The sequence below is a fragment of the Halomonas sp. McH1-25 genome (genome assembly GCF_022348165.1).
Taxonomy (GTDB): domain Bacteria; phylum Pseudomonadota; class Gammaproteobacteria; order Pseudomonadales; family Halomonadaceae; genus Modicisalibacter.
The window spans coordinates 160,932-185,491 of sequence record NZ_JAKRFI010000008.1 but is presented as its reverse complement, the minus strand read 5'-3'; the positions used below and the strand labels follow the sequence as shown (position 1 = coordinate 185,491).

23 protein-coding genes are annotated in these 24,560 nt (G+C 62.6%); 16 read left to right on the top strand and 7 right to left on the bottom strand.

Annotated features, from left to right (window positions below; translation table 11 throughout):
* The first annotated feature begins 122 nt into the window (after positions 1 to 122).
* The 4 genes from MHM84_RS18185 to MHM84_RS18170 all read left to right on the top strand — a co-directional run bounded on the left by MHM84_RS18185 (position 123) and on the right by MHM84_RS18170 (position 5,470).
* A complete protein-coding gene (locus MHM84_RS18185; protein ID WP_239267897.1) occupies positions 123 to 1,439 on the top strand; it encodes a homoserine dehydrogenase in 1,317 nt (438 codons plus the stop codon).
* 110 nt (positions 1,440 to 1,549) lie between these two features.
* Entirely contained in the window at positions 1,550 to 2,944 is a 1,395-nt protein-coding gene (thrC, locus tag MHM84_RS18180) for a threonine synthase (protein ID WP_239267895.1), read from the top strand.
* A gap of 108 nt (positions 2,945 to 3,052) precedes the next feature.
* Positions 3,053 to 4,816: a single-stranded-DNA-specific exonuclease RecJ gene (gene recJ / locus MHM84_RS18175; protein WP_239267989.1), complete on the top strand. Its 1,764-nt coding sequence runs from the start codon at positions 3,053 to 3,055 to the stop codon at positions 4,814 to 4,816.
* 42 nt (positions 4,817 to 4,858) lie between these two features.
* Positions 4,859 to 5,470: a YitT family protein gene (locus tag MHM84_RS18170; protein ID WP_239267893.1), complete on the top strand. Its 612-nt coding sequence runs from the start codon at positions 4,859 to 4,861 to the stop codon at positions 5,468 to 5,470.
* A 21-nt stretch (positions 5,471 to 5,491) separates the two neighbouring features.
* On the opposite strand, the gene MHM84_RS18165 is transcribed toward MHM84_RS18170, so the two are convergent.
* From MHM84_RS18165 to MHM84_RS18155, 3 genes are all read right to left on the bottom strand, one after another.
* On the bottom strand, positions 5,492 to 5,911 hold the full coding sequence (locus MHM84_RS18165; RefSeq protein ID WP_239267891.1) for a VOC family protein: 420 nt from the start codon (positions 5,909 to 5,911) through the stop codon (positions 5,492 to 5,494).
* A gap of 154 nt (positions 5,912 to 6,065) precedes the next feature.
* Positions 6,066 to 8,660, bottom strand: coding sequence for a heavy metal translocating P-type ATPase (locus tag MHM84_RS18160; RefSeq protein ID WP_239267889.1), 2,595 nt, complete (start codon positions 8,658 to 8,660; stop codon positions 6,066 to 6,068).
* Positions 8,657 to 9,103, bottom strand: a complete 447-nt coding sequence (locus MHM84_RS18155) for a MerR family transcriptional regulator (RefSeq protein WP_239267887.1) — start codon at positions 9,101 to 9,103, stop codon at positions 8,657 to 8,659. Before MHM84_RS18155 ends, MHM84_RS18160 begins: the two co-directional genes overlap by 4 nt.
* 299 nt (positions 9,104 to 9,402) lie before the next feature.
* Here MHM84_RS18155 and MHM84_RS18150 point away from each other — a divergent pair, with 299 nt between their 5' ends.
* Complete coding sequence (locus MHM84_RS18150; RefSeq protein ID WP_239267885.1) at positions 9,403 to 10,734, top strand: outer membrane protein transport protein; 1,332 nt, start codon at positions 9,403 to 9,405, stop codon at positions 10,732 to 10,734.
* Between the two features lie 108 nt (positions 10,735 to 10,842).
* Here the strand turns inward: MHM84_RS18150 and MHM84_RS18145 are convergent, their stop codons facing one another.
* Positions 10,843 to 11,961 carry a porin gene (locus MHM84_RS18145; RefSeq protein WP_239267883.1) on the bottom strand — a complete coding sequence of 373 codons (1,119 nt, stop codon included), beginning with the start codon at positions 11,959 to 11,961 and terminating at the stop codon, positions 10,843 to 10,845.
* Positions 11,962 to 12,155: 194 nt separating this feature from the next.
* Here MHM84_RS18145 and prfB point away from each other — a divergent pair.
* From prfB to rimI, 7 genes are all read left to right on the top strand, one after another.
* Positions 12,156 to 13,254 (top strand): peptide chain release factor 2 gene (gene prfB / locus MHM84_RS18140; protein WP_239267881.1). Its coding sequence is split into 2 segments (ribosomal slippage): positions 12,156 to 12,230 and positions 12,232 to 13,254, totalling 1,098 coding nucleotides; the frame shifts between segments, so codons are not numbered across the junction.
* 174 nt (positions 13,255 to 13,428) lie between these two features.
* A complete protein-coding gene (gene lysS, locus MHM84_RS18135; protein WP_239267879.1) occupies positions 13,429 to 14,931 on the top strand; it encodes a lysine--tRNA ligase in 1,503 nt (500 codons plus the stop codon).
* 74 nt (positions 14,932 to 15,005) lie between these two features.
* Positions 15,006 to 15,392, top strand: a complete 387-nt coding sequence (locus MHM84_RS18130; RefSeq protein WP_019019556.1) for a hypothetical protein — start codon at positions 15,006 to 15,008, stop codon at positions 15,390 to 15,392.
* A gap of 64 nt (positions 15,393 to 15,456) precedes the next feature.
* Positions 15,457 to 16,839 (top strand): MFS transporter, encoded by a 1,383-nt coding sequence (locus MHM84_RS18125; RefSeq protein WP_239267877.1) that lies wholly within the window; start codon positions 15,457 to 15,459, stop codon positions 16,837 to 16,839.
* 62 nt (positions 16,840 to 16,901) lie between these two features.
* Positions 16,902 to 17,213: a BolA/IbaG family iron-sulfur metabolism protein gene (locus tag MHM84_RS18120; protein ID WP_239267875.1), complete on the top strand. Its 312-nt coding sequence runs from the start codon at positions 16,902 to 16,904 to the stop codon at positions 17,211 to 17,213.
* The gene (locus MHM84_RS18115) at positions 17,214 to 18,044 is read left to right on the top strand and encodes a hypothetical protein (RefSeq protein WP_239267873.1); all 831 of its coding nucleotides are present in this window, start codon (positions 17,214 to 17,216) and stop codon (positions 18,042 to 18,044) included. It abuts the gene before it with no gap.
* Positions 18,034 to 18,489 carry a ribosomal protein S18-alanine N-acetyltransferase gene (rimI, locus tag MHM84_RS18110; RefSeq protein ID WP_239267871.1) on the top strand — a complete coding sequence of 152 codons (456 nt, stop codon included), beginning with the start codon at positions 18,034 to 18,036 and terminating at the stop codon, positions 18,487 to 18,489. The genes MHM84_RS18115 and rimI overlap by 11 nt, the downstream gene beginning before the upstream one ends.
* Positions 18,490 to 18,528: 39 nt before the next feature.
* Here rimI and MHM84_RS18105 read toward each other — a convergent pair whose 3' ends face one another.
* Together MHM84_RS18105 and rsmD are read right to left on the bottom strand one after the other, a co-directional pair.
* Positions 18,529 to 18,729 carry a cell division protein ZapB gene (locus MHM84_RS18105; protein ID WP_239267869.1) on the bottom strand — a complete coding sequence of 67 codons (201 nt, stop codon included), beginning with the start codon at positions 18,727 to 18,729 and terminating at the stop codon, positions 18,529 to 18,531.
* 70 nt (positions 18,730 to 18,799) lie between these two features.
* Positions 18,800 to 19,429, bottom strand: coding sequence for a 16S rRNA (guanine(966)-N(2))-methyltransferase RsmD (gene rsmD / locus MHM84_RS18100; protein ID WP_239267867.1), 630 nt, complete (start codon positions 19,427 to 19,429; stop codon positions 18,800 to 18,802).
* Between the two features lie 92 nt (positions 19,430 to 19,521).
* Here rsmD and ftsY point away from each other — a divergent pair, with 92 nt between their 5' ends.
* The 4 genes from ftsY to rpoH all read left to right on the top strand — a co-directional run bounded on the left by ftsY (position 19,522) and on the right by rpoH (position 23,761).
* Positions 19,522 to 21,042 carry a signal recognition particle-docking protein FtsY gene (gene ftsY, locus MHM84_RS18095; RefSeq protein ID WP_239267865.1) on the top strand — a complete coding sequence of 507 codons (1,521 nt, stop codon included), beginning with the start codon at positions 19,522 to 19,524 and terminating at the stop codon, positions 21,040 to 21,042.
* On the top strand, positions 21,039 to 21,719 hold the full coding sequence (gene ftsE, locus MHM84_RS18090) for a cell division ATP-binding protein FtsE (RefSeq protein WP_239267863.1): 681 nt from the start codon (positions 21,039 to 21,041) through the stop codon (positions 21,717 to 21,719). Before ftsY ends, ftsE begins: the two co-directional genes overlap by 4 nt.
* Positions 21,716 to 22,735, top strand: coding sequence for a permease-like cell division protein FtsX (ftsX, locus tag MHM84_RS18085; protein WP_239267861.1), 1,020 nt, complete (start codon positions 21,716 to 21,718; stop codon positions 22,733 to 22,735). The genes ftsE and ftsX overlap by 4 nt, the downstream gene beginning before the upstream one ends.
* 159 nt (positions 22,736 to 22,894) lie before the next feature.
* Positions 22,895 to 23,761, top strand: coding sequence for an RNA polymerase sigma factor RpoH (rpoH, locus tag MHM84_RS18080; protein WP_239267858.1), 867 nt, complete (start codon positions 22,895 to 22,897; stop codon positions 23,759 to 23,761).
* A gap of 90 nt (positions 23,762 to 23,851) precedes the next feature.
* On the opposite strand, the gene slmA is transcribed toward rpoH, so the two are convergent.
* Positions 23,852 to 24,469, bottom strand: a complete 618-nt coding sequence (gene slmA / locus MHM84_RS18075; RefSeq protein ID WP_239267856.1) for a nucleoid occlusion factor SlmA — start codon at positions 24,467 to 24,469, stop codon at positions 23,852 to 23,854.
* Positions 24,470 to 24,560 lie beyond the last annotated feature (91 nt).

Below are 24,560 nucleotides of genomic sequence, written 5' to 3'. Positions count from 1 at the left end.
TGCCTTTCGAAAACAAGGCCGCTGGACACACGTTTGACACCCCGTCAGAGGGTTTTTACCTTGTCGTTCTGATCAAAAATTGATCAGTTTGCAAATCGAACGAATAGGAAGGGAGCACGACGTTGAAACCGGTGAGAGTGGGGATCTGTGGTTTGGGGACCGTCGGTAGCGGGACCTTCAATGTGCTGACGCGCAATGCCGACGAGATTGCCCGTCGGGCGGGACGGCCGATCGTTATCGAGCAGGTCGGCGCCCGGCGTGAGAATCCCGACTGCGATACCACCGGGGTCAAGGTCACCAGCGATATCTTCGAGGTGGCGCGCAATCCCGATATCGACGTACTGGTAGAACTGGTGGGCGGCTACGATGTCGCGCGTGAGTTGGTGCTGACCGCCATCGAGAACGGCAAGCATGTAGTCACCGCCAACAAGGCATTGATTGCAGTGTATGGCAACGAAATCTTCAAGGCGGCCCACGACAAGGGCGTGATCGTGGCCTTCGAAGCGGCGGTTGCCGGTGGCATTCCGGTGATCAAGTCGCTGCGCGAGGGGTTGGGTGCCAATCGCATCCAATGGTTGGCCGGCATCATCAATGGCACCGGCAACTATATCCTCACTCACATGCGCGACGAAGGGCGGGCTTTCGAGGACGTTCTCGCCGAAGCGCAAGCGTTGGGCTATGCCGAGGCCGACCCGACCTTCGACGTCGAAGGCATCGATGCAGCGCACAAGCTGACCATCCTGGCCTCTATTGCCTACGGCGTTCCCCTGCAGTTCGACAAGGCCTACACCGAAGGCATCTCGCGAATTACCGCCGAAGATGTCGAGCAAGCCGATAACCTTGGCTATATCATCAAGCATCTGGGGATTTCCAAGCGCACCGAGGCCGGCCTGGAGCTGCGTGTGCATCCGACGTTGATCCCCAAGGAGCGCCTGCTGGCAAGCGTGCATGGCGTCAAGAACGCCATTGCGGTGATGGGCGATGCCGTCGGGCCGACGCTCTATTACGGTGCTGGTGCCGGCTCCGAACCGACGGCCTCGGCGGTGGTTGCCGATCTGCTCGACGTGGCTCGCGACATCACCACCGCCCACCACTACCGGGTGCCCTATCTGGCCTTCAGTGGCATCGTCGAGGGCGACAATAGCCTGCCGATCCTGCCCATGGAGGATATCGTCACCGCCTATTACCTGCGGCTGTTGGCTGTCGATCGCCCGGGGGTGCTGGCACGCGTGGCGACCATCCTTTCCGAGCAGGGGATTTCCATCGAGGCCATCATCCAGAAGGAAGCCACCGAAGGCGAGCTGGTGCCGATCATCCTGCTGACACACCGCACCCGCGAGAAGAACATGAACGAAGCCATCCGGCAGCTCGAGTCGTTGGCCGATATCGCCGGGCCGATTACGCGGATCCGGGTCGAGTGCCTCGACGAGCAGCAATGAGGCGCGGCGCCAAATCATGAGTGCCAGGCGATCACGTAGCTTGGCTTCAATCGTCGGGTGGACACCAGGTCGTCGGCTTTCCGTGGCCGGTGGCGATAGGGGAAACGATCATGCGTTATATCAGTACGCGCGGGCAGGCGCCGGCGCTGAACTTTGAGGATGTTGTGCTGACCGGCATGGCCAGCGATGGGGGGCTTTACGTACCCGAAACCGTGCCGCAGCTATCCAGGGACGAGCTGGCAGCGATGGCCGGGCTATCCTATGCCGAAATCGCCTTCCGGGTGATGAAACCGTTCGTCGGCGGCGAGATCGACGACGACACTTTTCGTGCCATCATCCGTGATGCCTACGCGACGTTCAGCCACGAGGCGATCGTGCCGCTCAACCAGCTCGGCGCCAATCACTTTCTGCTCGAGCTGTTCCACGGGCCCACGCTGGCCTTCAAGGACGTCGCCCTGCAATTGCTTGGGCGTCTGCTGGATCACTTCCTGAAGAAGCGCGGCGAGCGTGCGGTGATCATGGGCGCGACTTCCGGCGATACCGGCTCGGCGGCGATCGAAGGCTGCCGCCACTGCGACAATCTCGACATCTTCATTCTGCATCCGCACAACCGTGTCTCCGAGGTGCAGCGCCGGCAGATGACCTCGGTGTTGGCCGACAACGTGTTCAATATCGCTATCGAAGGCAACTTCGACGACGCCCAGGCAATGGTCAAGGCCAGCTTCGCCGACCAGGCGTTCCTCGACGGCACGCGACTGGTAGCGGTCAACTCGATCAACTGGGCACGCATCATGGCCCAGATCGTTTACTACGTTGCCGCCGGCGTGGCGCTGGGCGCACCGCACCGCAAGGTTAGTTTCTGTGTGCCCTCGGCCAATTTCGGCAATGTCTTCGCCGGCTACATGGCCTACCAGATGGGCCTGCCGGTCGAGCGCTTCGTCATTGCCACCAACGCCAACGACATCCTGCATCGCACCCTGGCGGATAACGATTTCTCCAAGCGCGATCTCGAGGCGACCCTGGCACCGTCGATGGACATCGTGGTGTCGTCGAACTTCGAGCGCCTGCTGTTCGACGCCTACGACCGCGACGGCGATGCCGTGCGTGCCCTGCTCGAGCGTTTCCAGAACGAGCCGGCGGCGCTTGCCGAGGCTCCCCTGGCCAAACTGCGCGAGCGCTTCGCCAGTCACAGCGTCGACGATGCCACCATTCTCGAGGTGATCCGCGAGGCGCACCATCGCACCAAGGCACTGCTCGATCCGCACACTGCCACTGGCTATCGCGCCGCCGAGGTGTGCCATGGTGATCACGCCACGCCGATGATTACCTTGGCCACGGCTCACCCGGCCAAGTTCGCCGAGGCGGTGGTCAAGGCCGGCTTCCCCGGTGTGCCGTTGCCTGCTCATATGGAAGACCTGCTCGAACGCGAGGAGCGCTACAGCGTGCTGCCGGCGGAGCTGACTGCCGTGCAGTCTTTCGTTGCCGAGCATCGCCGCAGGGCCTAAGCATTCGTCAGCCGTTTCGATGCCTGATCGCGCCCGGCTTGCCGGGCGCGCTGCGTCACAGGAGCCTTTGTGGAAACCGAGAGTGTGCAACGCCCCCTGGCCGAATTCATGCGCCGGCGCATCGTGCCACGTCGCCGTGACGAGACGCTGTATCAGCGCTGTCTGGCGGCGGGGCTTTCCGAGCTTCAGTCGCGGATCCTGGCCGGCCGTCTGCCGGGCTATGGAGGCGAACTCGATCCGCTGGTCACGCCCGGTCTGCGTTACCTGGCGCATCCCGAGAAGCTGAAGGACGCCCGGCGTGCCGCCGAGCGCATCGCCCGGGCGGTGACCGAGGGCGAGCACATCGGGATTCTCACCGACTACGACGTCGACGGTATCACGTCTCACGTGGTCATCCTGCGCACCCTCAACGAGCTGTTCGGCGTGCCTGCACAGAAGCTGCATAGCCTGATCGGCCATCGCATCAACGATGGCTACGGCATCAGCCTGCCGCTGGTGGAGCGCACGCTAGCGCTGAAGCCGCGACCCAGTTTGGTCATCACCGCCGACTGCGGCTCGTCGGACGAACCGCGCATCGCTCGCCTGCGCGAAGCCGGCATCGAGGTCATCGTCACCGACCACCACGCGCTGCCACTGGAAGGGCCGCCGGCCTCGGCCTACGCCACGGTCAACCCGACCCGCAACGACTGCGAATTTCCCGATCGCACCATTGCCGGCTGCATGGTGGCCTGGCTGGTGATGTCGCTGACCCGAGCGGTACTGATCGAGTTCGGCGCACTGTCGCCGTCCACACCCAAGCTGTCGCCGTGGCTCTCCTACGTGGCGCTGGGCACCGTGGCCGATTGCGTGTCGCTGGGAGGTAGCGCCATCAACCGGGCGGTGGTGACCCAGGGGCTGACGCTCATCAACCGCATGGAAGCCGCCTGCTGGCGGGCAATGGCCGAACGCCTGGGTGCCGATAGCGTACCCTTCGACGCCGAGACGCTGGCCTTCCAGATGGGGCCGCGCATCAACGCCCGGTCGCGCCTCGACGATCCCTACGCTGCACTGCACTTCATGCTGGCTGCCGATGAGCACACGGCACGCCGGCATCTCGACGTGCTCGATCAGGACAACCAGTCGCGCAAGGCCATCGAGGCCGACATGACCGAGACAGCCCGCTCCCTGGCCATGCAGCAAGTGGCGGCAGGCGAACAGGTGCTGGTGGTCTATCTCGAGGACGGTCATGCCGGGGTACAGGGCATTGTCGCCTCACGGCTGGTCCAGGCCTTCGGGCGACCGGCTCTGGTGCTGACGAGGGCGGCGGCACCGGGCATGCTTACCGGCTCGGGACGTTCCATCGAGGCGCTGCACCTGCGTGACGCCCTGCAGCGCGCCCACGATCTTGCCCCGCAGGCATTGCCGCGTTTCGGTGGGCATAGCGGGGCGGCGGGTATTGGCCTGCCGGCCGAGCAATTGGGTACCTTCACCGCTGTGTTGCGTCAGGCCGTTAACGAACAGCTTGGCGTATGCGAGCTGTACCCCTGCGTCTTTACCGATGGTGAGCTGACCGCGCCGCAGCTCTGCCTGGCGACCCTCGACGAGTTGGAGCGCCTCTCGCCCTATGGCCGAGAGTTCGATGCGCCGCTGTTCGACGGCGAATTCCTGGTCGAGAATCTGCGTGTGGTTGGCGCCGACGGCAGCCATCTGATGCTCGAGCTGGCGTGCAGTGAAGTGACGGCGCGTGCCATCTGGTTCCGCGCGCTGACACCCGGCGAAGTGCCGGCCTTCGGCCTCGGTGCACGACTGCGCTGCGCCTACAAGCTGTCGCGCAACCGTTGGAAGGGACGGGAGTCGTTGCAGTTGATGATCGAGCATGCCGAGCCATTGTAAGTGCTGAGCGCTTGCCTCTCTTTTCACTGATCGGAAACAGTCATGGTTCAGGAGCGCGGCCAAAGGCATCGCCCATACGAAGACGCACTTGCCATGTTGCTTGGCACGCTGTTCGTGGCGCTGGGCATCACGTTTTATACCGAGGCGAGTCTGCTCACCGGGAGTACCGCCGGCCTGGCCCTGCTGGTGCAGTATTCCACCGGGGCCGGCTTCGGGCTGGTGTTCTTTCTCATCAACCTACCGTTTTACTACCTGGCGATTCGGCGCATGGGTTGGCTCTTTACCGTCAAGACATTCGCTGCGGTGCTGCTGGTGTCGCTGTTTTCCCAACTGACCCCGCACTGGATCGCGATCGAGAACCTGCACCCGCTCTACGCTGCCCTGATGGGAGGAAGTCTGACGGGCATGGGCATTCTGGTGCTTTTTCGGCACCGCATGAGCTTGGGTGGCATCACGATCCTGGCCCTCTTTCTGCAGGATCGTTACGGCCTGCGTGCCGGCTACGTTCAACTGGCCGTCGATGCGGTTATTCTGATGGCGGCACTGGTGGTGATTGCGCCGCTACAGGTCGTGTTTTCGGTGCTCGGCGCCTTGGCGATGAATCAGATCGTGGCGCTCAACCATCGCGCAGGCCGTTATATTGGCATCAGCTAGACGACGCTCGCTGCACTGGACTCAATAGCAGGGCCACACGCCCGGTGTCGCCAGCTCCAGCAGGTGGCCGTCCAGGTCGCGGAAATACAGGCTTTCACCGCCCTTGGGCCAGTGGGTACGCCCTTCTATCTCGATGCCATGCGCGTTGAGCTGGGCTTCCCAGGCGTCGAGCTGATCGGCGGGAATGGCCAGGGCCATGTGAACCGGTCCCTGACCATCGTGTGGCGGAATGGTGCCCATGCCACGGGGCAGGGTGACGGTATCCAGCGTCTCGCCCTTAAGGAACAGCAACAGCACCGTGCCACGTCCGGCATCGTAGGCCGTGAAACGGTGATCGGCGGTGAACGGCTCGAGTCCCATCGCTTCCTCGAAGAACGCCCGAGCGCGCTCCATGTCTTCCACGTAAAGTGCCGTTTCCAGCACGCCATCGAGCGTTGGCATGGTTATTTCCGTGTCGGCGTGTTTCCGTCAGCATAGAAAGGCTGGCCGGTGCCTGGCCAGCCTTTCGTCGTCTAGTTCTTCTTCCTGGGCGGCAACCAGAACCACCATACGATCAATACGATCAGGGCGATGCCACCAAGATTGACCAGCCAGCTCATGTGCTTGCCTCCTGCAGTGATGACCGGGTACCGGATCGGCTGCTGCGTTGTGCGGCGCTGGGGCGAAACAGGCGCAACCGGTTGGCATTGCTGACCACCGTCACCGACGACAGCGACATGGCAATCCCGGCAATCACCGGAGACAGCAGCAGGCCGGTAACCGGGTAGAGTAAGCCGGCCGCGATCGGAATGCCCAGGCTGTTGTAGCCGAACGCGCCCCACAGGTTCTGCTTGATGTTGGTCAGCGTAGCCCGGCTGATCTCGATGGCGTCGGCGATACCGTGCAGCGAGCCGCGCATCAGCGTGATGCCGGCGCTCTCGATGGCGACGTCGGTACCCTGACCGATGGCGAAGCCGACGTCGGCCTGGGCCAGCGCGGGAGCATCGTTGATCCCGTCGCCGGTCATGCCGACGATCTCTCCGGCACGCTGCAGGCGTTGCACCTCCGCGTGTTTGTCCTCGGGCATCAGGCCGGCGCGGTAATCGTCGATACCCACTTCACGGGCCACGGCGGCAGCGGTATGCGCATTGTCGCCAGTCAGCATGATTACCTTGAGCCCATCTGCCTGCAGGCGGCGTACGGCCTCGACGCTGTCGGCGCGTAGCGGATCGCTGATGCCGAACAAGGCAACTAACCTGTCATCCACGGCGAGGTAGACGACGGTGCGCGCTTCGTCTTCAAGCTCGTGTGCCCGGCGCTCGGCCTGGCCCAGCGTAATGCCGGCGTCGTCGAGCAGCGTGGCGTTGCCTAGTCGCAGCCGCTCCCCGAGGGGGCCGGTGGCGGTGACGCCACGTCCGGTGACTGCGTCGAAATCGCGGATCGTGGCGGGCTCGGCGTTCCTCGCCTCGGCATAGCCCAGCAGGGCTGCCGCCAGCGGGTGTTCGGAGCTACGCTCCAGCGCGGCTATCAGGCCCAGCACCTCACTCTCTTGGCCGGCGAATATCTCGGCATCGGTGACCCGTGGCTTGCCTTCGGTGAGCGTGCCGGTCTTGTCGACAATCAATGTGGTCAGGCGACTGGCGGTCTGCAGTGCCTGACCGTCACGGATCAGGATGCCGTGCTCGGCGGCCTTGCCTACGCCGATCATGGTCGAGATCGGCGTCGCCAGACCCAGCGCGCAGGGGCAGGCGATGATCAGCACCGTGGTGGCGGCGACCAGCATGTGGATGATCTGCGGTTCGGGACCGAGGTTGTACCAGGCCAGCGCGGTGAGTACGGCGATGATCATCACGCTGGGCACGAAGATCGCCGAGACCTTGTCGGCCAACTCACCGATTGGTGGACGCGAGTTCTGGGCCTTGGCAACTTGGTCGATGATGCGTCCCAGGCGGGTATCCGCGCCGACGTGCGTGGCACGATAGACCAGCCCGCCGCGGCCGTTGACGGTCCCGGCGCTGACCTCGTCGCCGGGTTGCTTGGCCACGGGGGCCGGCTCGCCAGTGAGCATCGATTCGTCGATATAGCTGCTGCCATCCTCGACTTCGCCATCCACCGGCAGACGTTCGCCGGGGCGCACGCGGATGCGATCGCCGCTGCGTACCTCATCGATCCCGACCTCACGCTCCTGCCCGTCGCGGATGATCCTTGCGCTACGCGTCTGCAGGTCGAGCAACCGCTTGAGTGCCTGGCTGGTACGGCCGCGTGCCTTGAGTTCCAGGCCCTGGCCGAAGCTGATCAGGCCGATGATCATTGCCGCGGCTTCGAAATAGAGACCGCGGGCCGCGACGGGAATCGCCTCGGGAAACAGGACCACCACCATCGAGTAGATCCAGGCGGTGCCCGTACCCACGGCGATCAGCGTGTCCATGTTGGCCTGATGGTGACGGAACGCCTTCCAGGCATTGACGAAGAAGCGCCGCCCGGCGGTGGCCAGTACACCCAGGGTGATCAGGCCGACCAGCAGCCATAGCCAGCGTTCGCTGCCGGCCAGATGGGGATGATGGAAGAACATGCTGAGCATCAGCGGGATGCCGACACCCAGACCCAGTGCAGTGTCACGCAGGCGCTTGCGATACTCCCGAGTCTCGTTGACTTCCCGGGTCTGCTCGGCCTGGCGCAGGTCCTCGATCACCTCGGCGCCGTAGCCGGCCTCGACCACCGAACGAATCAGTTGGGTGGCATTGGCGTCGCCATGGATCTGGGCGGTGCGCGAGCCGAAATTGACCTCGGCACGGCGCACACCGGGGGTCTCGTCGAGCGCCTGCTGGATGGTGCGTACACAGCCGGCACAGGTGATGCCGGTCAGCGATAGACGAATCACGTCGCTTTCCGGGGCCCTGCCCGCGGCGCTTGGCGACGCAGTGGAGCGTGACGGGACGACGGGCTCGGAAACGCTGGCCTCGCTGCGAGGCTCCGAGTCGCTGCCGGTAGCAGTCGGCGCTTCCTCAGGCGGAAAGCCGACCTCACGGAGCACGTTATCCAGAGTATCGCCATCGAGTGTCGTCGTTACGTCGAGGCGCTTTTCGGCGGGCGTGCCCACGACTTCGGCCTCGGCATCGTGGGCCTGGATGGCGCGACGCATCTTGCTCACACAGCCCTGGCAATTCATGCCGCCGACCTGGCGCGAGAGATGATTGGCTGGCGCAGTCATTGGTCGTCTCCTGTGTGGACTGGTGACTCGGCGCGCTTGTCGTCGGGAAAGCTCTCGATCAGGCGGCACAGGCTATGGCCATTGGGGACGCCATCGGGCATGTCCCGCCACGTGTCCAGGGCCTGCTCCATGCGAGCGGCCAGCGCTTCGAGCTCGGCGATACGCTGACGGATCGTGGGCAGGCGCTGGGCTAGCAGGTCGCGTACCAGCGGGCAGGGAGAGTCGCCCTGATCGGCGTGCTCGAGAATATCGCTGATCTCCTTGACGCTGAAGCCCAGGGTGCGCGCCCGCTGGATGAAACGCAGGCGATTGAGATCGTCGCTGTCGTAGAGTTGATAGCCATTGTCCGGGTTGCGACGAGGCGACAGCAGTCCTTCGCGTGTGTAGTGACGTACCGTCTCGGCCGTGACGCCAGCTGCCGTGGCCAATTCACCGACTTTCATGGCTGCCTCCTGAGTGGGATGCCTTTAGTCTAGAACCTGTGGGTAACACCTAGGTCAAGGTGTCAGGTAAAGGAATGAATCGGCCCGCCGATAAGCCGGGCATGGCTGCGCTCCGGTAGCGATGACGCTTTGCTGATAACGGCATCTACTACTAATGGATGTGCAGTCGCGCGATTAAAACAGTCGTTTGTTCTTGACTTGATTATGTCCATCAGCCAAAACGGTTAGGCAGACTGCCGTTGCGTATGAGCAGATCAGTGTCAACGTCTAGCCTCATTGGGAACAGGATTTCGAAAAATATGCAAAATAAGATCAACAAGCTCACCGTCGCCATCGCTGTTGCCGCAGCGATGTCCGGCCAGGCCGTGGCCGGTGGATTCCAGTTAAATGAGCAGAGCGTTAGCGGGCAGGGCTATAGCCATGCAGGGCGTAGTTCGAATGTTCAGGATGCCACTATCGTCTTCGGTAACCCGGCTGGGATGTCGTTTCTGGATCGCGCACAAGTTACGGCCGGTGCCACCTATCTGGACGTAAGTACGGATATAGATACTGTCGAATCCAGCACTTCAATAGACTCTGGATTGGCGGCTGGAGGGGCTCCAAGTGGTGTTCAATTCCCTCTCGGACCTGTATCCGGCAGCACCGATGGCGACATGGTGCCTGGTACCCTTGTGCCCTTTGCATTTTATGCTCAGCCGATCAGTGACCGTCTGCATTTCGGTTTTGGGGTGTATGCGCCTTTCGGCTCCAAGACAGATTATGAAGATGATTTTCAAGGACGTTATTTCGGGGATTACACAGAAGTCAAGGTCGTCAGTGCACAGCCGACCCTTTCCTATAAGATCAACGATCAGTTAGCTATCGGCGCGGGTGTGACTTACAACCAAGTAGAGGGTGAGTTGCGGCGCCAGATTCCTAATGTTCCACAGCCTTTTAGCACGGCGAGCGATGTCGATGCGCGTGTCGATGGTGACGATGAAGCATGGGGGTATAACATCGGCGTGATCTATAGGCCTGTGCCCGAAACGACACTAGGGCTGACCTACCGCTCTAAAGTGGATTACACACTGAAAGGCGATTTTCGAGCCACAGCGCCTAATGGAACCGTGGTGAGACAGGACGATGCCAGCCTGGACCTGACGACTCCGGAAACGGTAAATTTTTCGATTACACAGGAAATGACTGACCGCCTCACGCTCATGGCCGGTGCTTCATGGGCTCGCTGGAGCCGATTCGAGCGAATTCTCGTCAATGGTACCCAAGGTGATGAAATCACCAATGAAGCACAGAACTACTCGAATGCGTGGAATTTTGCAGTAGGGGCACAGTACGAACTGAACCCGCAATGGATATTACGTACCGGGCTGGCACTCGACAATACGCCTACTAACGATGAAGACCGCAGCGTCAGGATTCCTTCGGATGATCGCCGTATCTTCTCGGTTGGGGCCGGGTGGACCCCCATTCCCGACTTTACAGTTGATCTGGCCTACTCTTACTTGACTGAGCGTAGTACGAGGATTAGTCAGTCCCGAGATGACTCTTTGAATGGATTTGGGGCTACTTCATACACTGCCGATTACAAAAACGAAGCCCACGGCTTCGGTGCCCAGGCGACCTATCGCTTCTAAATTCCATTCCTGTAACGAGAAACCCGGCCGAGCGGCCGGGTTTTTTATGGCGGCGGGGCGACCTTCGCGTTAGGGCAAGGAGGGCGGGGGCGCGTTTGCCAGTAGATACTAGAAATTGTAGCGCACCAGCAGGTCGGTCTCGTCGCTGTCGACATTGCCGCCCTCGGCATCGGTAGAGTCGTTGAACTTGCGCTCCAGTGCGACGATCAGATCATCGTTCAAGGTCAGCCACGCTGCGCCAGCCAGATAAAAGGCGCTGCGTGCATCGGAACCAGTGTCCTCGAGGCGATTGAAGCCAGAGTAGATCTGCACCTTGCCAGGAATCCGGTTCTTGACATTGTACAGTGCGACACCCTCGAAGCCGCGCGCCTTGTCTATGATGCCGTCAACTTCGTCGACGTCGCTAAAGCTGCCGTCACGCACTAGGTTGCGATACTCGCCTCCGCTCAGCGAGAAATACCAGTTGCTCGGTGTCCAGCGGGCCGCCAGCAGGCCGGCATCGACATTTGCCGAGGTGGTGCCGTTTGCGAGTTTGCCGTCAATGTCGCTGTGCGTGTAAGCGGCGCCGAACGACCAATCCTCGCTGGGCTTGTAGACGACCGCGCCCTGGCCAGTGTAATTGCGCGTGTAGCCGGTCAGGTTGCCACTGTAGTCGGCGTTAGGGGGCATGCCGTCTCGGGGAGGCTGGTAGAGGATGCCGACCGTCCAGTCACCAAAAGCGTTCTTGTAAGACACCGCATCGTCGGCACGACCGTTGCCCTCGAAGCCGCCGTCGCCGGCCGCTCCGTTGAAGCTGCCCTGGGCGGTGGCACCGTTGTACCAAAACCAGTCGGTCCAGTCGGCGACCATGTCATACCATAGAGACTCCTGCTTTCCGATCAGTAGCGTTCCGTAGTCGTCGTGTCTCACCCCAGCGTAGAGCTGGCGCTTGGAGTAAGCGTCGTCGGCGTCCTCGAAGAATGGATCGAAGCCCCACTCGGCACGGGCCACGGACGACCATCCGCCCTTGAAGTCGTGTTCGTGAATCAGTCGCGCGCGTGAGCCAACGTTGGCGAGATCGTGGCCGTCGTCGGTCTTGTCGACGAAACTGCTACCGACGGAGATGCGTCCACTAAAGATTAGCTTGTCGCTGGGGGTTTCGTAGACGGTAGCAGCCAGGGTCTGCGGTGTGGTAAGAGCGGCGGCAAGAACGATGACCAGACCGGTAGGTGCCTGGCTCCTGAACATGATGGAAACCTTGTGGATCGTTGTGTTTCTGTATGATAGGCAGTATCGGCGCATGTTGCCGATGATGCTCGTCACCCTAGTGGCAGGATGACGGTGCTGCCCGGTTTGGCTACAATGTAGGGCTTTTCGCGTGCGCCGGGGCTCTGCCCGGTGCCTTTGACTGCGGAGTCACCGCAAGCCGACACAGGACGACCATGCAAGAGATCAATCCGATCAACAACCTCATCAAGGACCTGTCCGAGCGGACAGACGTCCTGAGGGGGTATCTTTGACTATGCCGAGAAGAAGGATCGGCTAGAAGAAGTTTCCCGCGAACTCGAAAATCCCAACGTCTGGAACGATCCCGATTATGCCCAGAAGCTGGGCAAGGAGCGTGCCTCGCTCGAGGCCGTCGTCGAAACCATCGATGCCTTGGATCGCGGCCTGGTGGACAACCAGGAACTGCTCGAGCTGGCAGTGATGGAAGAGGACGATGCGACCGTCGATGAGGTCAAGAAAGAGCTTGCCCATCTGGACACGCTGCTCGAAAAGCTCGAGTTCCGGCGCATGTTTTCCGGCGAGATGGATGCCAATAACGCCTATCTCGACATTCAGTCCGGCTCTGGCGGCACCGAGGCCCAGGACTGGGCCAACATACTGCTGCGCATGTACCTGCGCTGGTGCGAGCATCACGGTTTCAAGACCGAGATCGTCGAGATTTCCGGTGGCGAGGTGGCCGGCATCAAGTCGGCGACCCTGCACGTCCAGGGCGATCATGCGTTCGGCTGGCTGCGTACCGAGACCGGCGTTCACCGCCTGGTGCGCAAGAGCCCGTTCGACTCCGGCGGGCGCCGTCACACCTCATTCGCCTCGGTGTTCCTGTCGCCGGAAATCGACGACGACTTCGAAGTCGAGATCAATCCCGCCGATCTGCGTGTCGATACCTACCGCTCCAGTGGCGCCGGCGGTCAGCACGTCAACACCACCGATTCCGCCGTGCGTATCACCCACGAGCCGACCGGCGTGGTGGTGTCGTGTCAGACTCAGCGCAGTCAGCATGCCAACCGCGACTTCGCCATGAAGCAGCTCAAGGCGAAGCTGTGGGAACTGGAAATGCAGAAGCGCAATGCCGCCAAGCAGGAGGCCGAGGACAGCAAGGCCGATATCGGCTGGGGCAGTCAGATCCGTTCCTACGTGCTCGACGATCAGCGCATCAAGGATCTGCGTACGGGCGTGCAGACCAGCAACTGCGAGAAGGTGCTGGATGGGGATCTGGATCAGTTTATCGTGGCCAGCCTCAAACAGGGGTTATAGGGCCTGCTGCGCTCGCCAATACGGCGTTGAATCTCAGCTCACAATGCTCATTGGCCCCCCGCCAACTGCGCTTGTTCGCTGAGATTCGCCTTGTCTTGGCATCGCTCGCGTCGGCCCCGCGGCGTGAGTGGACTGGGCAGCTTTCGAATTAGCGATTTTTTCATAGGCAGAGCAATGGCGAACCAGGATTCTCCCCAGCACGACGAAAACCACCTGATCGCGGAGCGGCGGGCCAAACTGGCTGCCCGCCGCGAGAAAGCCGCCGAGCATGGTGGCAGCGCGTTCCCCAACGACTTTCGCCGCGATAGCCTGGCGGCGGAGCTACAGGCCGAGCTGGGCGAATTCGACAAGGCTGAGCTGGAGAGCCGCAATCGCCAGGCGGCGGTAGCGGGGCGGATCATGCGCAAGCGTGGACCGTTCATCGTCATTCAGGACGTTTCCGGCCAGATCCAGCTCTATGTCGACAAGAAGGGCCTGCCCGAGGAAATCCTCGAGGACGTCAAGGGTTGGGATCTTGGCGACATCGTCGCTGCGCGCGGGCCGGTGCACAAGTCCGGCAAGGGCGACCTGTATGTGATGATGGTCGAGGCCAAGCTGCTCACCAAGAGTCTGCGTCCGCTACCCGACAAATTCCATGGTTTGACCGACATGGAAGCGCGTTACCGTCAGCGCTATGTCGATCTGATCATGAACCCCGAGTCGCGCCGGGCCTTCGAGGTGCGCGCCGGGGTGATCGCTTCGATCCGGCGTTTCTTCGAGGCGCGTGGCTTCATGGAAGTCGAGACGCCGATGCTGCAGCCGATTCCCGGCGGGGCCACGGCGAGACCGTTCATCACTCACCACAATGCGCTGGACATCGACATGTACCTGCGCATTGCGCCCGAATTGTATCTCAAGCGCCTGGTGGTGGGCGGCTTCGAGCGGGTCTTCGAGATCAACCGCAACTTCCGCAACGAGGGGCTATCGACGCGTCACAACCCCGAGTTCACCATGCTCGAGTTCTACTGGGCCTATGCGGACTACAGGGATCTGCTCGACCTGACCGAGGAGATGATCCGCAACGCCGCCCGGGAAGTCCTGGGAAGCACCGTGCTCAATTATCAGGGCACCGAGTACGACCTGGGCAAGCCGTTCCGCCGGCTGACGCTGCGCGAAGCGATCCTCGAGCATGGCGACGGCATCGCCGATGCCGATATCGATACCCTCGAGGCGGCCCGCGACACGGCCATGACGCTGGGGCTTCAGGTCAAGGAGGGCTGGGGACTCGGCAAGTTGCAGACCGAAATCTTCGAGGAGGTCGCCGAGCATCGGCTCGATCAGCCGACCTTCATCATCGAGTACCCGGCCGAGGTCAGTCCGCTGGCGCGGCGCAACGATGCCAACCCGTTCGTCACCGATCGCTTCGAGTTCTTCGTCGGCGGCCGGGAGATTGCCAATGGCTTCTCCGAGCTCAACGACGCCGAGGATCAGGCTGAGCGCTTTGCCGCCCAGGTGGCCGAGAAGGAGGCCGGCGATCTCGAGGCGATGTACTACGATGCCGACTACGTACGGGCATTGGAGTACGGGCTGCCGCCGACGGCGGGCGAAGGTATCGGGATCGATCGCCTGGTGATGCTGTTCACGGACAGCCCATCGATTCGCGATGTGCTGCTGTTCCCGGCGATGCGACCGGAATAGTTGGTAAGTCGCGTGGCGAGCGACCATAATGGTCAGCGTTTCGATGTCGAGACCGCATGCCGAGGAGACTCCCGATGAAACTGCTCAATCGCTCTGCGCTGAGCGTCAAGCCAACCCAGGCGTTCGTCGACTGGATCAACTCGCTGGAGCCGATGGTCGGTAACGATGACCTGACCATCGACGACATCGATCGCGAGAACACCGTCTATCTGATTCCCGAGATGGATACCGAGGAAGCGCTCGACGCCTGGGTGCGCGAGCGTTACATGGACATTCTCGAGAATGAGTTGCGCGCCTGGGAGGAGGACGAGCGGCAATGGCCCGAGTCCATCGACTGGGCGCTGTTCCAGCGCTTTCTGTCGGTCGAACATAGCTACCTTGCCATCGACCTCGATGACGAGGCACCGCTGGAAATCGCCGATTTCGACGATGCGATACTGCTGGAAACCGATGAAGAATAAGCAGGGCTAGCCTGCATTCGTTCCGCCATATGATGTTGTCTGCCCGGCTCTGCCGGGTTTTCTTATGCTATTGAGCCGACTTTTCGAGACGCGTCCCGACGACGATGGTTTGCCGGGGCCGCAGCGCAAGCTTGCCCTGTTGGTACTGGTCATGGGAACGCTAATGGCCGTGCTGGATGGGGGTATCGTCAATATCGCCCTGCCCACGATGGCGCGCGAGCTGCAGGTCGCCGAGTCGCGCATCGTCTGGGTGACCAATGCCTATCAGTTGGTGACGGCAGCCTCGTTGCTGACTTTCGCGGCGCTGAGCCGTCGGGTCGGGCGACACCGGCTGTACATGGGCGGGCTGGCGGTGTTCTCGTTTGCCTCGTTGTGCTGCGCGCTCTCCGAGTCGCTGAACACGCTGCTGCTGTCGCGTATCCTGCAGGGAATCGGGGCGGCCGCCATGCTCAGCATCGGGCCTTCCATGTACCGGGTCATCTTTCCGTCGCGCCTGCTGGGGTCCGCTATTGGGCTCGGGGCCCTGGTCGTGGCATTCGGCATCGCCTCGGGGCCGTCGCTCGGCGGTCTGCTGTTGGCGGTGGCCAGTTGGCCGTGGCTGTTCGCCATCAATGTGCCGGTTGGGTTGGTTGCATTGTGGCTGGCGAGCAGGGCGCTGCCTCGTGAGGCGGCGCAGCCGGGGCGGCTCGATTGGCCGGGGGCCGTGCTGTCGGCCGGCATGCTGGGAAGCTTCGTCTATGGTATCGATCGCATGGGCCATGGTGCGTCGATTGTCGAGGTGGTGGCCCTATTGGTGCTGAGTGGCGTATTGACGAGCCTGTTCGTCTGGCGCCTGCGCCGGGCGTCGCGCCCTCTGGTGCCGCCGGCTCTGTTCGCCGAGCCACGCTTCTCTTACGCAGCAGTGATTTCGATGTTGGCGTTCACCGCCAATGGAGCCGCCTTCGTCGGCCTGCCATTCTTCTACCAGAACTTGATGGGGCTATCGCCATGGCAGGCCGCGCTGATGTTCACGCCGTGGCCGCTGGCGCTGATGTTTGCCGGGCCCATGGCCGGGCGCCTGGCGGACCGGGTCAATCCCACCAAGCTATCGTCGCTGGGGCTGGGCATCTTCCTGCTGGGCATGTTGTCGCTGGCCCTGATGCCGGATGCGGCAGCGCCGCTGGATGTGATCTGGCGTACGCTACTATGCGGATTGGGGTATGGGCTGTTTCAGGCGCCCAATAACCGTGAAATGATCGGTAGCGTGCCGCTGGAGCTCAGCGCCAATGCATCGGGGGTGCTGGCATCGGTGCGCACCTTCGGACAGTCACTGGGTACCGCACTGGTCGGCATCGTATTGGCGCTGTCGTACGGTTCGCTGCAGTTGGCCCTTTGGCTGGGCTGCGTTTTCGTGGTGGTCGCGCTGTCGTTGAGTCTGTGGCGCATACCGCTGGCAGCTCGCCACTGAACATATCGTCCCACCTGGACGACACGTTACAATAATCGCTTCGCCACAGGAGGCCAAACAGCATGAGCATCCAGGCACAGATCGAAACCAAGTTGCAGGCTCTCGAACCCGTCTACCTGGCCGTGGAGAACGAGAGTCACATGCACCACGTGCCGCCCAATTCGGAAACGCATTTCAAGGTAACGCTGGTCTCGCCCCGCTTCGAGGGGCTGATGCCCGTGAAACGCCACCAGCAGGTCTATGCCATCCTGGCCGACGAGAAAGCCGGACCGGTCCATGCCTTGGCATTGCATCTTTACACCCCGGACGAGTGGGAAGTGCGGGGTGGATCACGTCCGGATTCGCCCAACTGTCGAGGCGGTGGCAGCCGCTGAATGATCACCGAACCGCAACGCTCGCAATATCTCGAGGCCATGGGGCTGACCGTCTGGGTCAGCCGTTATCGCCTGCCGAACGCGGCCGAAACGCCGGCCTGCGAATGGCTCGAGCCCGAGGTGCCTGCCGAGCGGCCACCAGCACAACGTCTGCATGCGTTGCTCGACACGCCGGTCGAGGCGCCTCCGCGCTCGCCAGTGGAGACGGCACCCGCTGCGCGCCAGCGTAAGCGGGCCCGGGGATTGCTCGAATCCGAGGGGCTTGTGGAGGTTCCCGAGCAGGCATCGGCTACGGCACCGGCCTTGGAAGAGGCACCGGCCGAGGCCAGCAAGCGTGGGCCTCAGGAATCGCTGCGTTTCACGCTGCAGGTCGCTGCACTGGATGGGCGCTGGCTGGTGATCGTGCCGCAGCGTCAGCCGCTCGACGCTACGAGTCGGCGCCTGCTTGACAATCTGCTTCAGGCGGCTGGCATTTTGCCCAGGAATCCGCCGGGCTTTCAGGAATTCCGCTGGCCGGTCGTCGAAGGGGCGCCTGCCGAGTCGCCGCTTGACGAGGCGTGCGATGGCTTACGTGCCTTCGTGGAAGGTCAGAGTCGTCGTGGCTGGCGTCCGGAACGCGTTCTGGTCTTCGGTGAGGACGCAACGCTCAGCTCTGTCCTGGCGTTGAAGGATGGACGCTGTAGCCTGTTGAACATCGATGGCTGGCAAGGGCCTGCGCTGGAGGCGCTGGCGATGTCACCCGACGCCAAGCGTGAGCTGTGGCGGGCCATGGTCGACTGGCGCGAGGCCTGGCATGGCGCGGCGGACGGTGAACCTGACGATGCGTCCTGAGTTGTTGACGCTCGATGACCTGCCGCGCCTGGTGGCGCTGGAGAGCGAAGGCCAGCCTCATCCGTGGTCGCAAGCCCAGCTACACGAAGCGCTTGTGGACGCGCGGGCCCAGGTCTGGGGCATGAAGGAGAACGCTGGCCTGCAGGGCTTTGCCGTATTCTACCGCTTGCCTTTCGAGGCCGAGCTGCAGGCGATTACGGTCGCACCCCAGATGCGTCGTCAGGGCGTTGCCTCGGCCTTGCTGGAAGCGGGGGTTGCCCAAGCGAACAAGTGGGGCAGTGAACGGCTACTGCTCGAAGTTCGCGCCTCGAATCAGGCCGCCATTGCCGTGTACCGGCGAGCGGGATTCCAGCACGACGGAGTGCGGCGAGGCTATTATCGTAGCGAGGAAGGGCGTGAGGATGCGTGGCTCATGTCGTTGATGTTGGCTGCCGGCAAGGCGTGAGCCCGGCCGGCGCAGAACAGCAGGAGCGCTTACTGGCGTTCAGGAGACGCTGGTTTCGCTGCTTTCCAGCTCGCGGAACTTGTCCAGCAAGCCATTGAGGCGACGTTCCCATTCCTGATGTTCCTGCTTGAGCCGGGCATTCTCCTCGCGGAGTTCCTCGGCTTCCATTTTTAGCATTTCCAGCGATTCGACCGCATTGGCGACTTTCTGCTCGAGCTGGTTGAAGAGTTCGATGCTCATCCTATTCTCCTGATGTCTTGCGTAGTCTGGCACGACTGGCCAGCCGCCAGCGTACGCTGCGTCCTGCCGCTCAGCAAGCGTCTCCAAAGGCTGACGGCGTGCGTCGATAGAGCCGGCCGTGGCTATCGCCCGCCTTGACCTCGCGATGCAGCGTCCAGCATCCCGGCACTTGGGGTGGCAAGCCAGCCTCGGTTTCAACGTAGATCAGCGCATCGTCAGCCAGCCAGCCTCGACGCTCGAGCAAATCGCAGGCCGGTCCGGCCAGATCCCGGCGAAACGGAGGATCCAGGAACACGACGTCGAAAGGCGTGGCGGGCTCGTTCAGAAAGTCGAGCGCATTGCGCACCACGACCTGGCCGGTAGCGCCCAGCGTGGCCAGGTTGGCCTCGATCAGGCGCGCGACTTCGGCATTGGTCTCGACGAAACGCGTCTGATCGGCGCCGCGCGACAGGGCTTCCAGGCCGAGCGCGCCAGTGCCGGCGAAGAGATCCAGGACGCGACGACCGGCCAGGTCGAAGGCCAGCCAGTTGAATAGGGTCTCGCGGACCCGGTCGGGCGTCGGGCGCAGGCCGGGGCTGTCGGCCACCGGAAGCAGCCGGCGACGAAAGCGGCCACCGATGATGCGTAGTTTTCCACGCGGCCGGTCCGGCGTGGACGTGGCTGGGCGGCGGCGGTTGCGGGAGGGGCGTTGTCGGGTCATGGTCGCTGGATTGTACGTGTGCCTTATCCACAGTGGTAGTGCACAGTGATAGGATGGTTCGATTCACAACCTCTACAGCATAGAACTCGCCCATGTTCGGTTTTTTCAAGCGCAAGAAGAAGCAGGAATCTGATCAGCAGGAAGCGCTCGAGCAGCAACAGGCCACTGAGGCCGAGGAGCGCACTGCCGATGAGGAACCCGCCGCGGCAGAGGCGGTACGCGAACACGACCCCGAGGCCCAGCAGGCGGCGGAGTATCGTCCCGACGAACTGGAGCAGGAAGCCTCTCGTGAGGCGCTCGATGGCGAGCTGGCCACGGGCGAAGCCCACACTGCGCTCGATGAAGTGCCGGTGGACACTCCGCACGAGTCGCTGGCCGAGGAGGTGAAGCGGCCCGATGCCGAACTGCCTGCCGACGAAGCGTTGACGGAGGATGAGGCGTCAGTGACGGAAGGGGAGCCGCTGGCGCCCGAGCCCGAAGCGACGACAGCGGACGTTGGCGACGCCCGTGATGACGAAGTCAAGGCGGATACGCAGGCTCAGGCGGCCGACGAGGCTCATGAGGAAGTGCGCCGTCAGGAAGAGGCGGGCGGCATCGACGGTGGCAGCGTCGCCGAGGTGCCCCACGATACCTCGGCGGCCACGGCCGGGCGCGACAAGCCCAAGAGTGAGAAGCGGGGCTGGTTTTCACGCATCAAGGCTGGTCTGGGCAAGACGCGCGCCAACCTGACCGACGGCCTGGCCAACCTGTTTCTGGGCAAGAAACAGATCGACGACGAACTCATGGAGGATCTCGAGACCCAGCTGCTGATGGCCGACGTCGGCATCGAAGCGACCACCGAGATCATCGACAACCTGTCGGCCCGGGTCTCGCGCAAGGAGCTCAACGATCCTCAGGCGCTCTATCGGGCGCTGCAGGAAGAGCTGACCGAACTGCTCGCTCCGGTGGCCACGCCGCTGGCGCTGCCACCCAAGGGCGAGGGGCCGTTCGTGATCCTCATGGTCGGCGTCAACGGGGTCGGCAAGACCACCACCATCGGCAAGCTGACCAAGCGCTTCCAGGGCGAGGGGCGTAGTGTCATGCTCGCTGCCGGCGACACTTTCCGCGCCGCCGCGGTGGAGCAGCTCAAGGTCTGGGGCGAGCGCAACAACGTGCCGGTCGTCGCCCAGCATACCGGCGCCGACAGTGCCTCGGTGATTTACGATGCCCTGGCTGCAGCCAAGGCGCGTAAGGTCGATGTGCTGATTGCCGATACGGCCGGGCGACTGCATAACAAGGGCCACCTCATGGAGGAGCTCAAGAAGGTGCGTCGGGTAATGGCCAAGCTCGACGAGGCGGCGCCTCATGAAGTGATGTTGGTGCTCGATGCCGGGACCGGCCAGAACGCCCTGGCCCAGGCGAGCACTTTCAACGAGGCGATCCCGGTCACCGGCATTACCCTGACCAAGCTCGATGGCACCGCCAAGGGTGGGATCATCTTCGCCCTGGCCAAGCAGCTGGGTACGCCGATCCGCTACATCGGCGTCGGCGAAACGCTGGACGATCTGCGTCCCTTCGCGGCGGATGATTTCGTCAACGCACTGTTCTCGCAGGATGACGAGAACGCGGCATGATCGCTTTCGAGCATGTTGGCAAGCGTTACGGTGGGCGCTTCGAGGCGCTCGCCGACATCAATTTCAGTGTGCAGCGCGGTGAGATGGTCTTCCTGACCGGTCATTCGGGGGCCGGCAAGAGCTCGTTGCTGCGCCTGATCATGCGTCTCGAGCGTCCCTCCCGGGGGCGTATCCTGGTGGCCGGCTACGATATCGACCGGCTGCATACCAGCCAGATTCCCTTCTACCGACGACAGATCGGTGTAGTCTTTCAGGATCACCAGTTGCTCTTCGACCGCGACGTGTTCGCCAACGTGGCGCTGCCTCTCGAAATCCAGGGCGTCGAGCCTCACGAGGCGGCCCGGCGCGTGCGGGCCGCCCTCGACAAGGTCGGCCTGTTGCATCGCGAGAAGGCATTGCCCATCGAACTCTCCGGCGGTGAGCAGCAGCGTATCGGCATTGCGCGGGCGGTGGTCAACAAGCCGGCGCTGCTGCTGGCCGACGAACCGACGGGCAACCTCGATCCCCAGCTATCGGCCGATATCATGCGTCTGTTCGAGGACTTCAACCGTATCGGCACCACGGTCATGATCGCCAGTCACGATCTGGCGCTGATCGCCCGGCTGCGCCATCGGGTATTGCGGCTACGCGATGGTCGTCTGATCGCCGACGAACATGCCGCCCGGGAGGCCGTATGAGCTCCGGTGCTTCCAGACGCAATGAAGGACGAGCCGCGGCGCCGGCGTCCCGTGCCGCCGCGCCGCGACGAGGTGCGCGTAGTCATCGCACCGGGCTGGATAGTCGGTTGCGCGCCTGGAGCCGCCACCATCGGGCCATGGCCCGCGACAGTGCGCATCGGCTGTTACGTCGGCCGTTGGGCAGCCTGCTGACCATGGTGGCCATTGCCATCGCTCTGATCCTGCCCTGCGCTCTGTGGTTGGTCATGGACAGCGCCAAGGCGCTGGATACCGAGCTCGACGAGAGCGCCACGTTGACGGTCTACCTGTCGGCCTCGCTCGGGGAACATCAGGCCATGGACGTGGCCGATACGCTGCGTGCCCAACCCGGCGTGGCCGGTGCCCGGCTGGTCACGGCGGCCGAAGGCATGGCCGAATTCCAGCAGGCCCTGGGGCTCGAGGATGCGCTGAGCGAACTGGAGGAGAATCCGCTGCCGGCGAGTATCATCGTCTCGCCCCGCGACGTGTCTCCGCAGGCCGTGAATGAGCTGAGCGGGCAGTTGGACGATGTCGAGGGCGTCGATGAGGTGCGCCTGGACATGGCCTGGCTCGAACGGCTGAATCGTCTGGCTGAGCTGGGTCAACGTCTGACCTTGGCGCTGGGTGTATTGTTTGGTCTCGGCGTATTGCTGATCGTTGGCAACACCATCCGACTGGCGGTGGAGAGCCGCCGTCAGGAGATCGAAGTAGTGACGCTGATCGGCGCCACCCATGCCTTCGTGCGCCGTCCCTTCCTGTACAGTGGGGCCTGGTACGGCTTGGGCGGGGGGCTGCTGGCCTGGGGCATGTTGACCTTGGGAGGACAGTGGTTGGCCGCACCGGTTCAGGCACTGGCGCAGAGCTACGGGGCAACCTTCGTCATGCCGTCGCTGGGGACGGAAGGTTCGGCAATCTTGTTGGTTTCTAGTACACTACTAGGCTGGTTGGGTAGCTGGATAGCGGTGAGCCGTCATCTAAAGGACATCCGGCCGCGCTAACCTGAGCAGGCAAGGCGATCGTTGACTGTCTTGCAGTTGGTGGAACTTCACGCTGTAGTTGCGGTCCTATGATCGCACAGCTATGTTAGGCGTCTAATTATTGTTGGGTCGAGCCATAGCATGGCTCCCCGCTTCTTGGGCAACATGGAGACATCCTGCATGAGCACCAGTCTTCAGCCTATTGGCCAGCTTTCGCCGGGCCATGATCTGAATGGCTACATCCAGGCAGTCAACAGCATTTCCGTGCTGACTGTCGAGGAAGAGCGCGAACTGGCCTTTCGTCTGCATGAGCACAACGACCTGGAGGCTGCACGCCGTCTGGTCATGTCGCATCTGCGTTTCGTCGTGCATATTGCACGCAGTTATTCCGGCTATGGGCTGCCGCAGGCCGATCTAATCCAGGAGGGCAACGTCGGCCTGATGAAGGCGGTCAAGCGCTTCGACCCGAATCAGGGCGTGCGTCTGGTCTCCTTCGCGGTGCACTGGATCAAAGCGGAAATTCACGAATTCGTGCTGCGCAACTGGCGCATCGTCAAGATCGCTACCACCAAGGCCCAGCGCAAGCTGTTCTTCAATCTGCGTAGCGCCAAGAAGCGCCTGGCCTGGTTGAACAATGACGAAGTCGATGCCATCGCCAAGGATCTCGACGTCAAGCCCGAGGTGGTGCGCGAGATGGAAGGGCGTCTCTCGGCATTCGATGCCGGCTTCGATGCTTCGCCCTCCGACGACGAAGAGCAGACCTACCAGGCGCCGGTGCACTTTCTCGAGGATACCCGCTACGACCCGGCAGTCCAGCTCGAGGACAGCGACTGGGAAGAGGATTCCACCCGCCGCCTGCAGGATGCTCTGGCTAGCCTCGACGAACGCTCACGCCACATTCTGCAGAGCCGTTGGCTGGCCGAAGACAAGGCCACGCTGCACGAGTTGGCCGATGTCTATGGTGTTTCCGCCGAACGTATCCGGCAGCTCGAAAAGAACGCCATGAAGAAGATTCGTCAGCAACTGGGCGAGGCAATGGCCGCCTGACGGCGGCGCTAGAAACGAGAGTTCCGCCCGATGAAAGCGCCCGGCAAGAGATTGCCGGGCGCTTTTGCGTATCAGGACGGCGCGATCAGCTCAGGCGCGGGCTATCGTCGGGATCGGGGCAAGGAGCTGACTGGACAATAGCGACCACTGTTCGCTCCAGTACTCCGTGGGTAGCCGCTTGAAGTCGCTGCGTACGTACTGGCCGATGCGCCCCTCGGCGTAGGCCAGCAGCAGGTTGGCCGCCGACGAGACCGGCAGGGTGGTGCGCAAGCCATCGCGTAGCTCGGCTTCGCGCAGGACCTGCTTGAGCTGGGTTTCCAGGCGCTCGAAAAGCTGTCCCATGCGCACGCGCAATCGTGCGGTCTCACCGGTGAGCGCATCGCCATTGAGCAGCCGGCACAGGCCGGGATTCTTTTCGGCGAAGCCCAGCAATAGCGTCAGAATATGCTGGCAACGGGACGGAGCGTCGGACGTCTCGTCGAGGATCCGTCGGATGCGCTCGAAAAGACTTTCTTCGATGAATTCGATCAATCCCTCGAACATGCGCGCCTTGCTCGGGAAATGGCGATAGAGGGCGGCCTCCGAAACGCCGACCTGACGAGCCAGCGAAGCGGTGGTGATGCGTTTTCCGCTATCTTCTTCGAGCATCAGCGCAAGCGCCTGGAGAATCTGCTCCCGGCGACTCTGCTTGGTAGTAGCCTGCGTCATGGCGTTCTTCTAGTAATATTTTATGGTTCCGCTAATCGTACTTGGGGGGACGAGCCAGGGCAAACGGCAACATTCAATGGCGAGACAACGC

Excerpts from the sequence above, each read along its gene's own strand:
- thrC (WP_239267895.1), top strand. The coding sequence starts at position 1,550 with ATGCGTTATATCAGTACGCGCGGGCAGGCGCCGGCGCTGAACTTTGAG.
- recJ (WP_239267989.1), top strand. The coding sequence starts at position 3,053 with ATGCGCCGGCGCATCGTGCCACGTCGCCGTGACGAGACGCTGTATCAG.
- MHM84_RS18170 (WP_239267893.1), top strand. The coding sequence starts at position 4,859 with ATGGTTCAGGAGCGCGGCCAAAGGCATCGCCCATACGAAGACGCACTT.
- MHM84_RS18165 (WP_239267891.1), bottom strand. The coding sequence starts at position 5,911 with ATGCCAACGCTCGATGGCGTGCTGGAAACGGCACTTTACGTGGAAGAC.
- MHM84_RS18160 (WP_239267889.1), bottom strand. The coding sequence starts at position 8,660 with ATGACTGCGCCAGCCAATCATCTCTCGCGCCAGGTCGGCGGCATGAAT.
- MHM84_RS18155 (WP_239267887.1), bottom strand. The coding sequence starts at position 9,103 with ATGAAAGTCGGTGAATTGGCCACGGCAGCTGGCGTCACGGCCGAGACG.
- MHM84_RS18150 (WP_239267885.1), top strand. The coding sequence starts at position 9,403 with ATGCAAAATAAGATCAACAAGCTCACCGTCGCCATCGCTGTTGCCGCA.
- MHM84_RS18145 (WP_239267883.1), bottom strand. The coding sequence starts at position 11,961 with ATGTTCAGGAGCCAGGCACCTACCGGTCTGGTCATCGTTCTTGCCGCC.
- lysS (WP_239267879.1), top strand. The coding sequence starts at position 13,429 with ATGGCGAACCAGGATTCTCCCCAGCACGACGAAAACCACCTGATCGCG.
- MHM84_RS18130 (WP_019019556.1), top strand. The coding sequence starts at position 15,006 with ATGAAACTGCTCAATCGCTCTGCGCTGAGCGTCAAGCCAACCCAGGCG.
- MHM84_RS18125 (WP_239267877.1), top strand. The coding sequence starts at position 15,457 with ATGCTATTGAGCCGACTTTTCGAGACGCGTCCCGACGACGATGGTTTG.
- MHM84_RS18120 (WP_239267875.1), top strand. The coding sequence starts at position 16,902 with ATGAGCATCCAGGCACAGATCGAAACCAAGTTGCAGGCTCTCGAACCC.
- MHM84_RS18115 (WP_239267873.1), top strand. The coding sequence starts at position 17,214 with ATGATCACCGAACCGCAACGCTCGCAATATCTCGAGGCCATGGGGCTG.
- rimI (WP_239267871.1), top strand. The coding sequence starts at position 18,034 with ATGCGTCCTGAGTTGTTGACGCTCGATGACCTGCCGCGCCTGGTGGCG.
- MHM84_RS18105 (WP_239267869.1), bottom strand. The coding sequence starts at position 18,729 with ATGAGCATCGAACTCTTCAACCAGCTCGAGCAGAAAGTCGCCAATGCG.
- rsmD (WP_239267867.1), bottom strand. The coding sequence starts at position 19,429 with ATGACCCGACAACGCCCCTCCCGCAACCGCCGCCGCCCAGCCACGTCC.
- ftsY (WP_239267865.1), top strand. The coding sequence starts at position 19,522 with ATGTTCGGTTTTTTCAAGCGCAAGAAGAAGCAGGAATCTGATCAGCAG.
- ftsE (WP_239267863.1), top strand. The coding sequence starts at position 21,039 with ATGATCGCTTTCGAGCATGTTGGCAAGCGTTACGGTGGGCGCTTCGAG.
- ftsX (WP_239267861.1), top strand. The coding sequence starts at position 21,716 with ATGAGCTCCGGTGCTTCCAGACGCAATGAAGGACGAGCCGCGGCGCCG.
- rpoH (WP_239267858.1), top strand. The coding sequence starts at position 22,895 with ATGAGCACCAGTCTTCAGCCTATTGGCCAGCTTTCGCCGGGCCATGAT.
- slmA (WP_239267856.1), bottom strand. The coding sequence starts at position 24,469 with ATGACGCAGGCTACTACCAAGCAGAGTCGCCGGGAGCAGATTCTCCAG.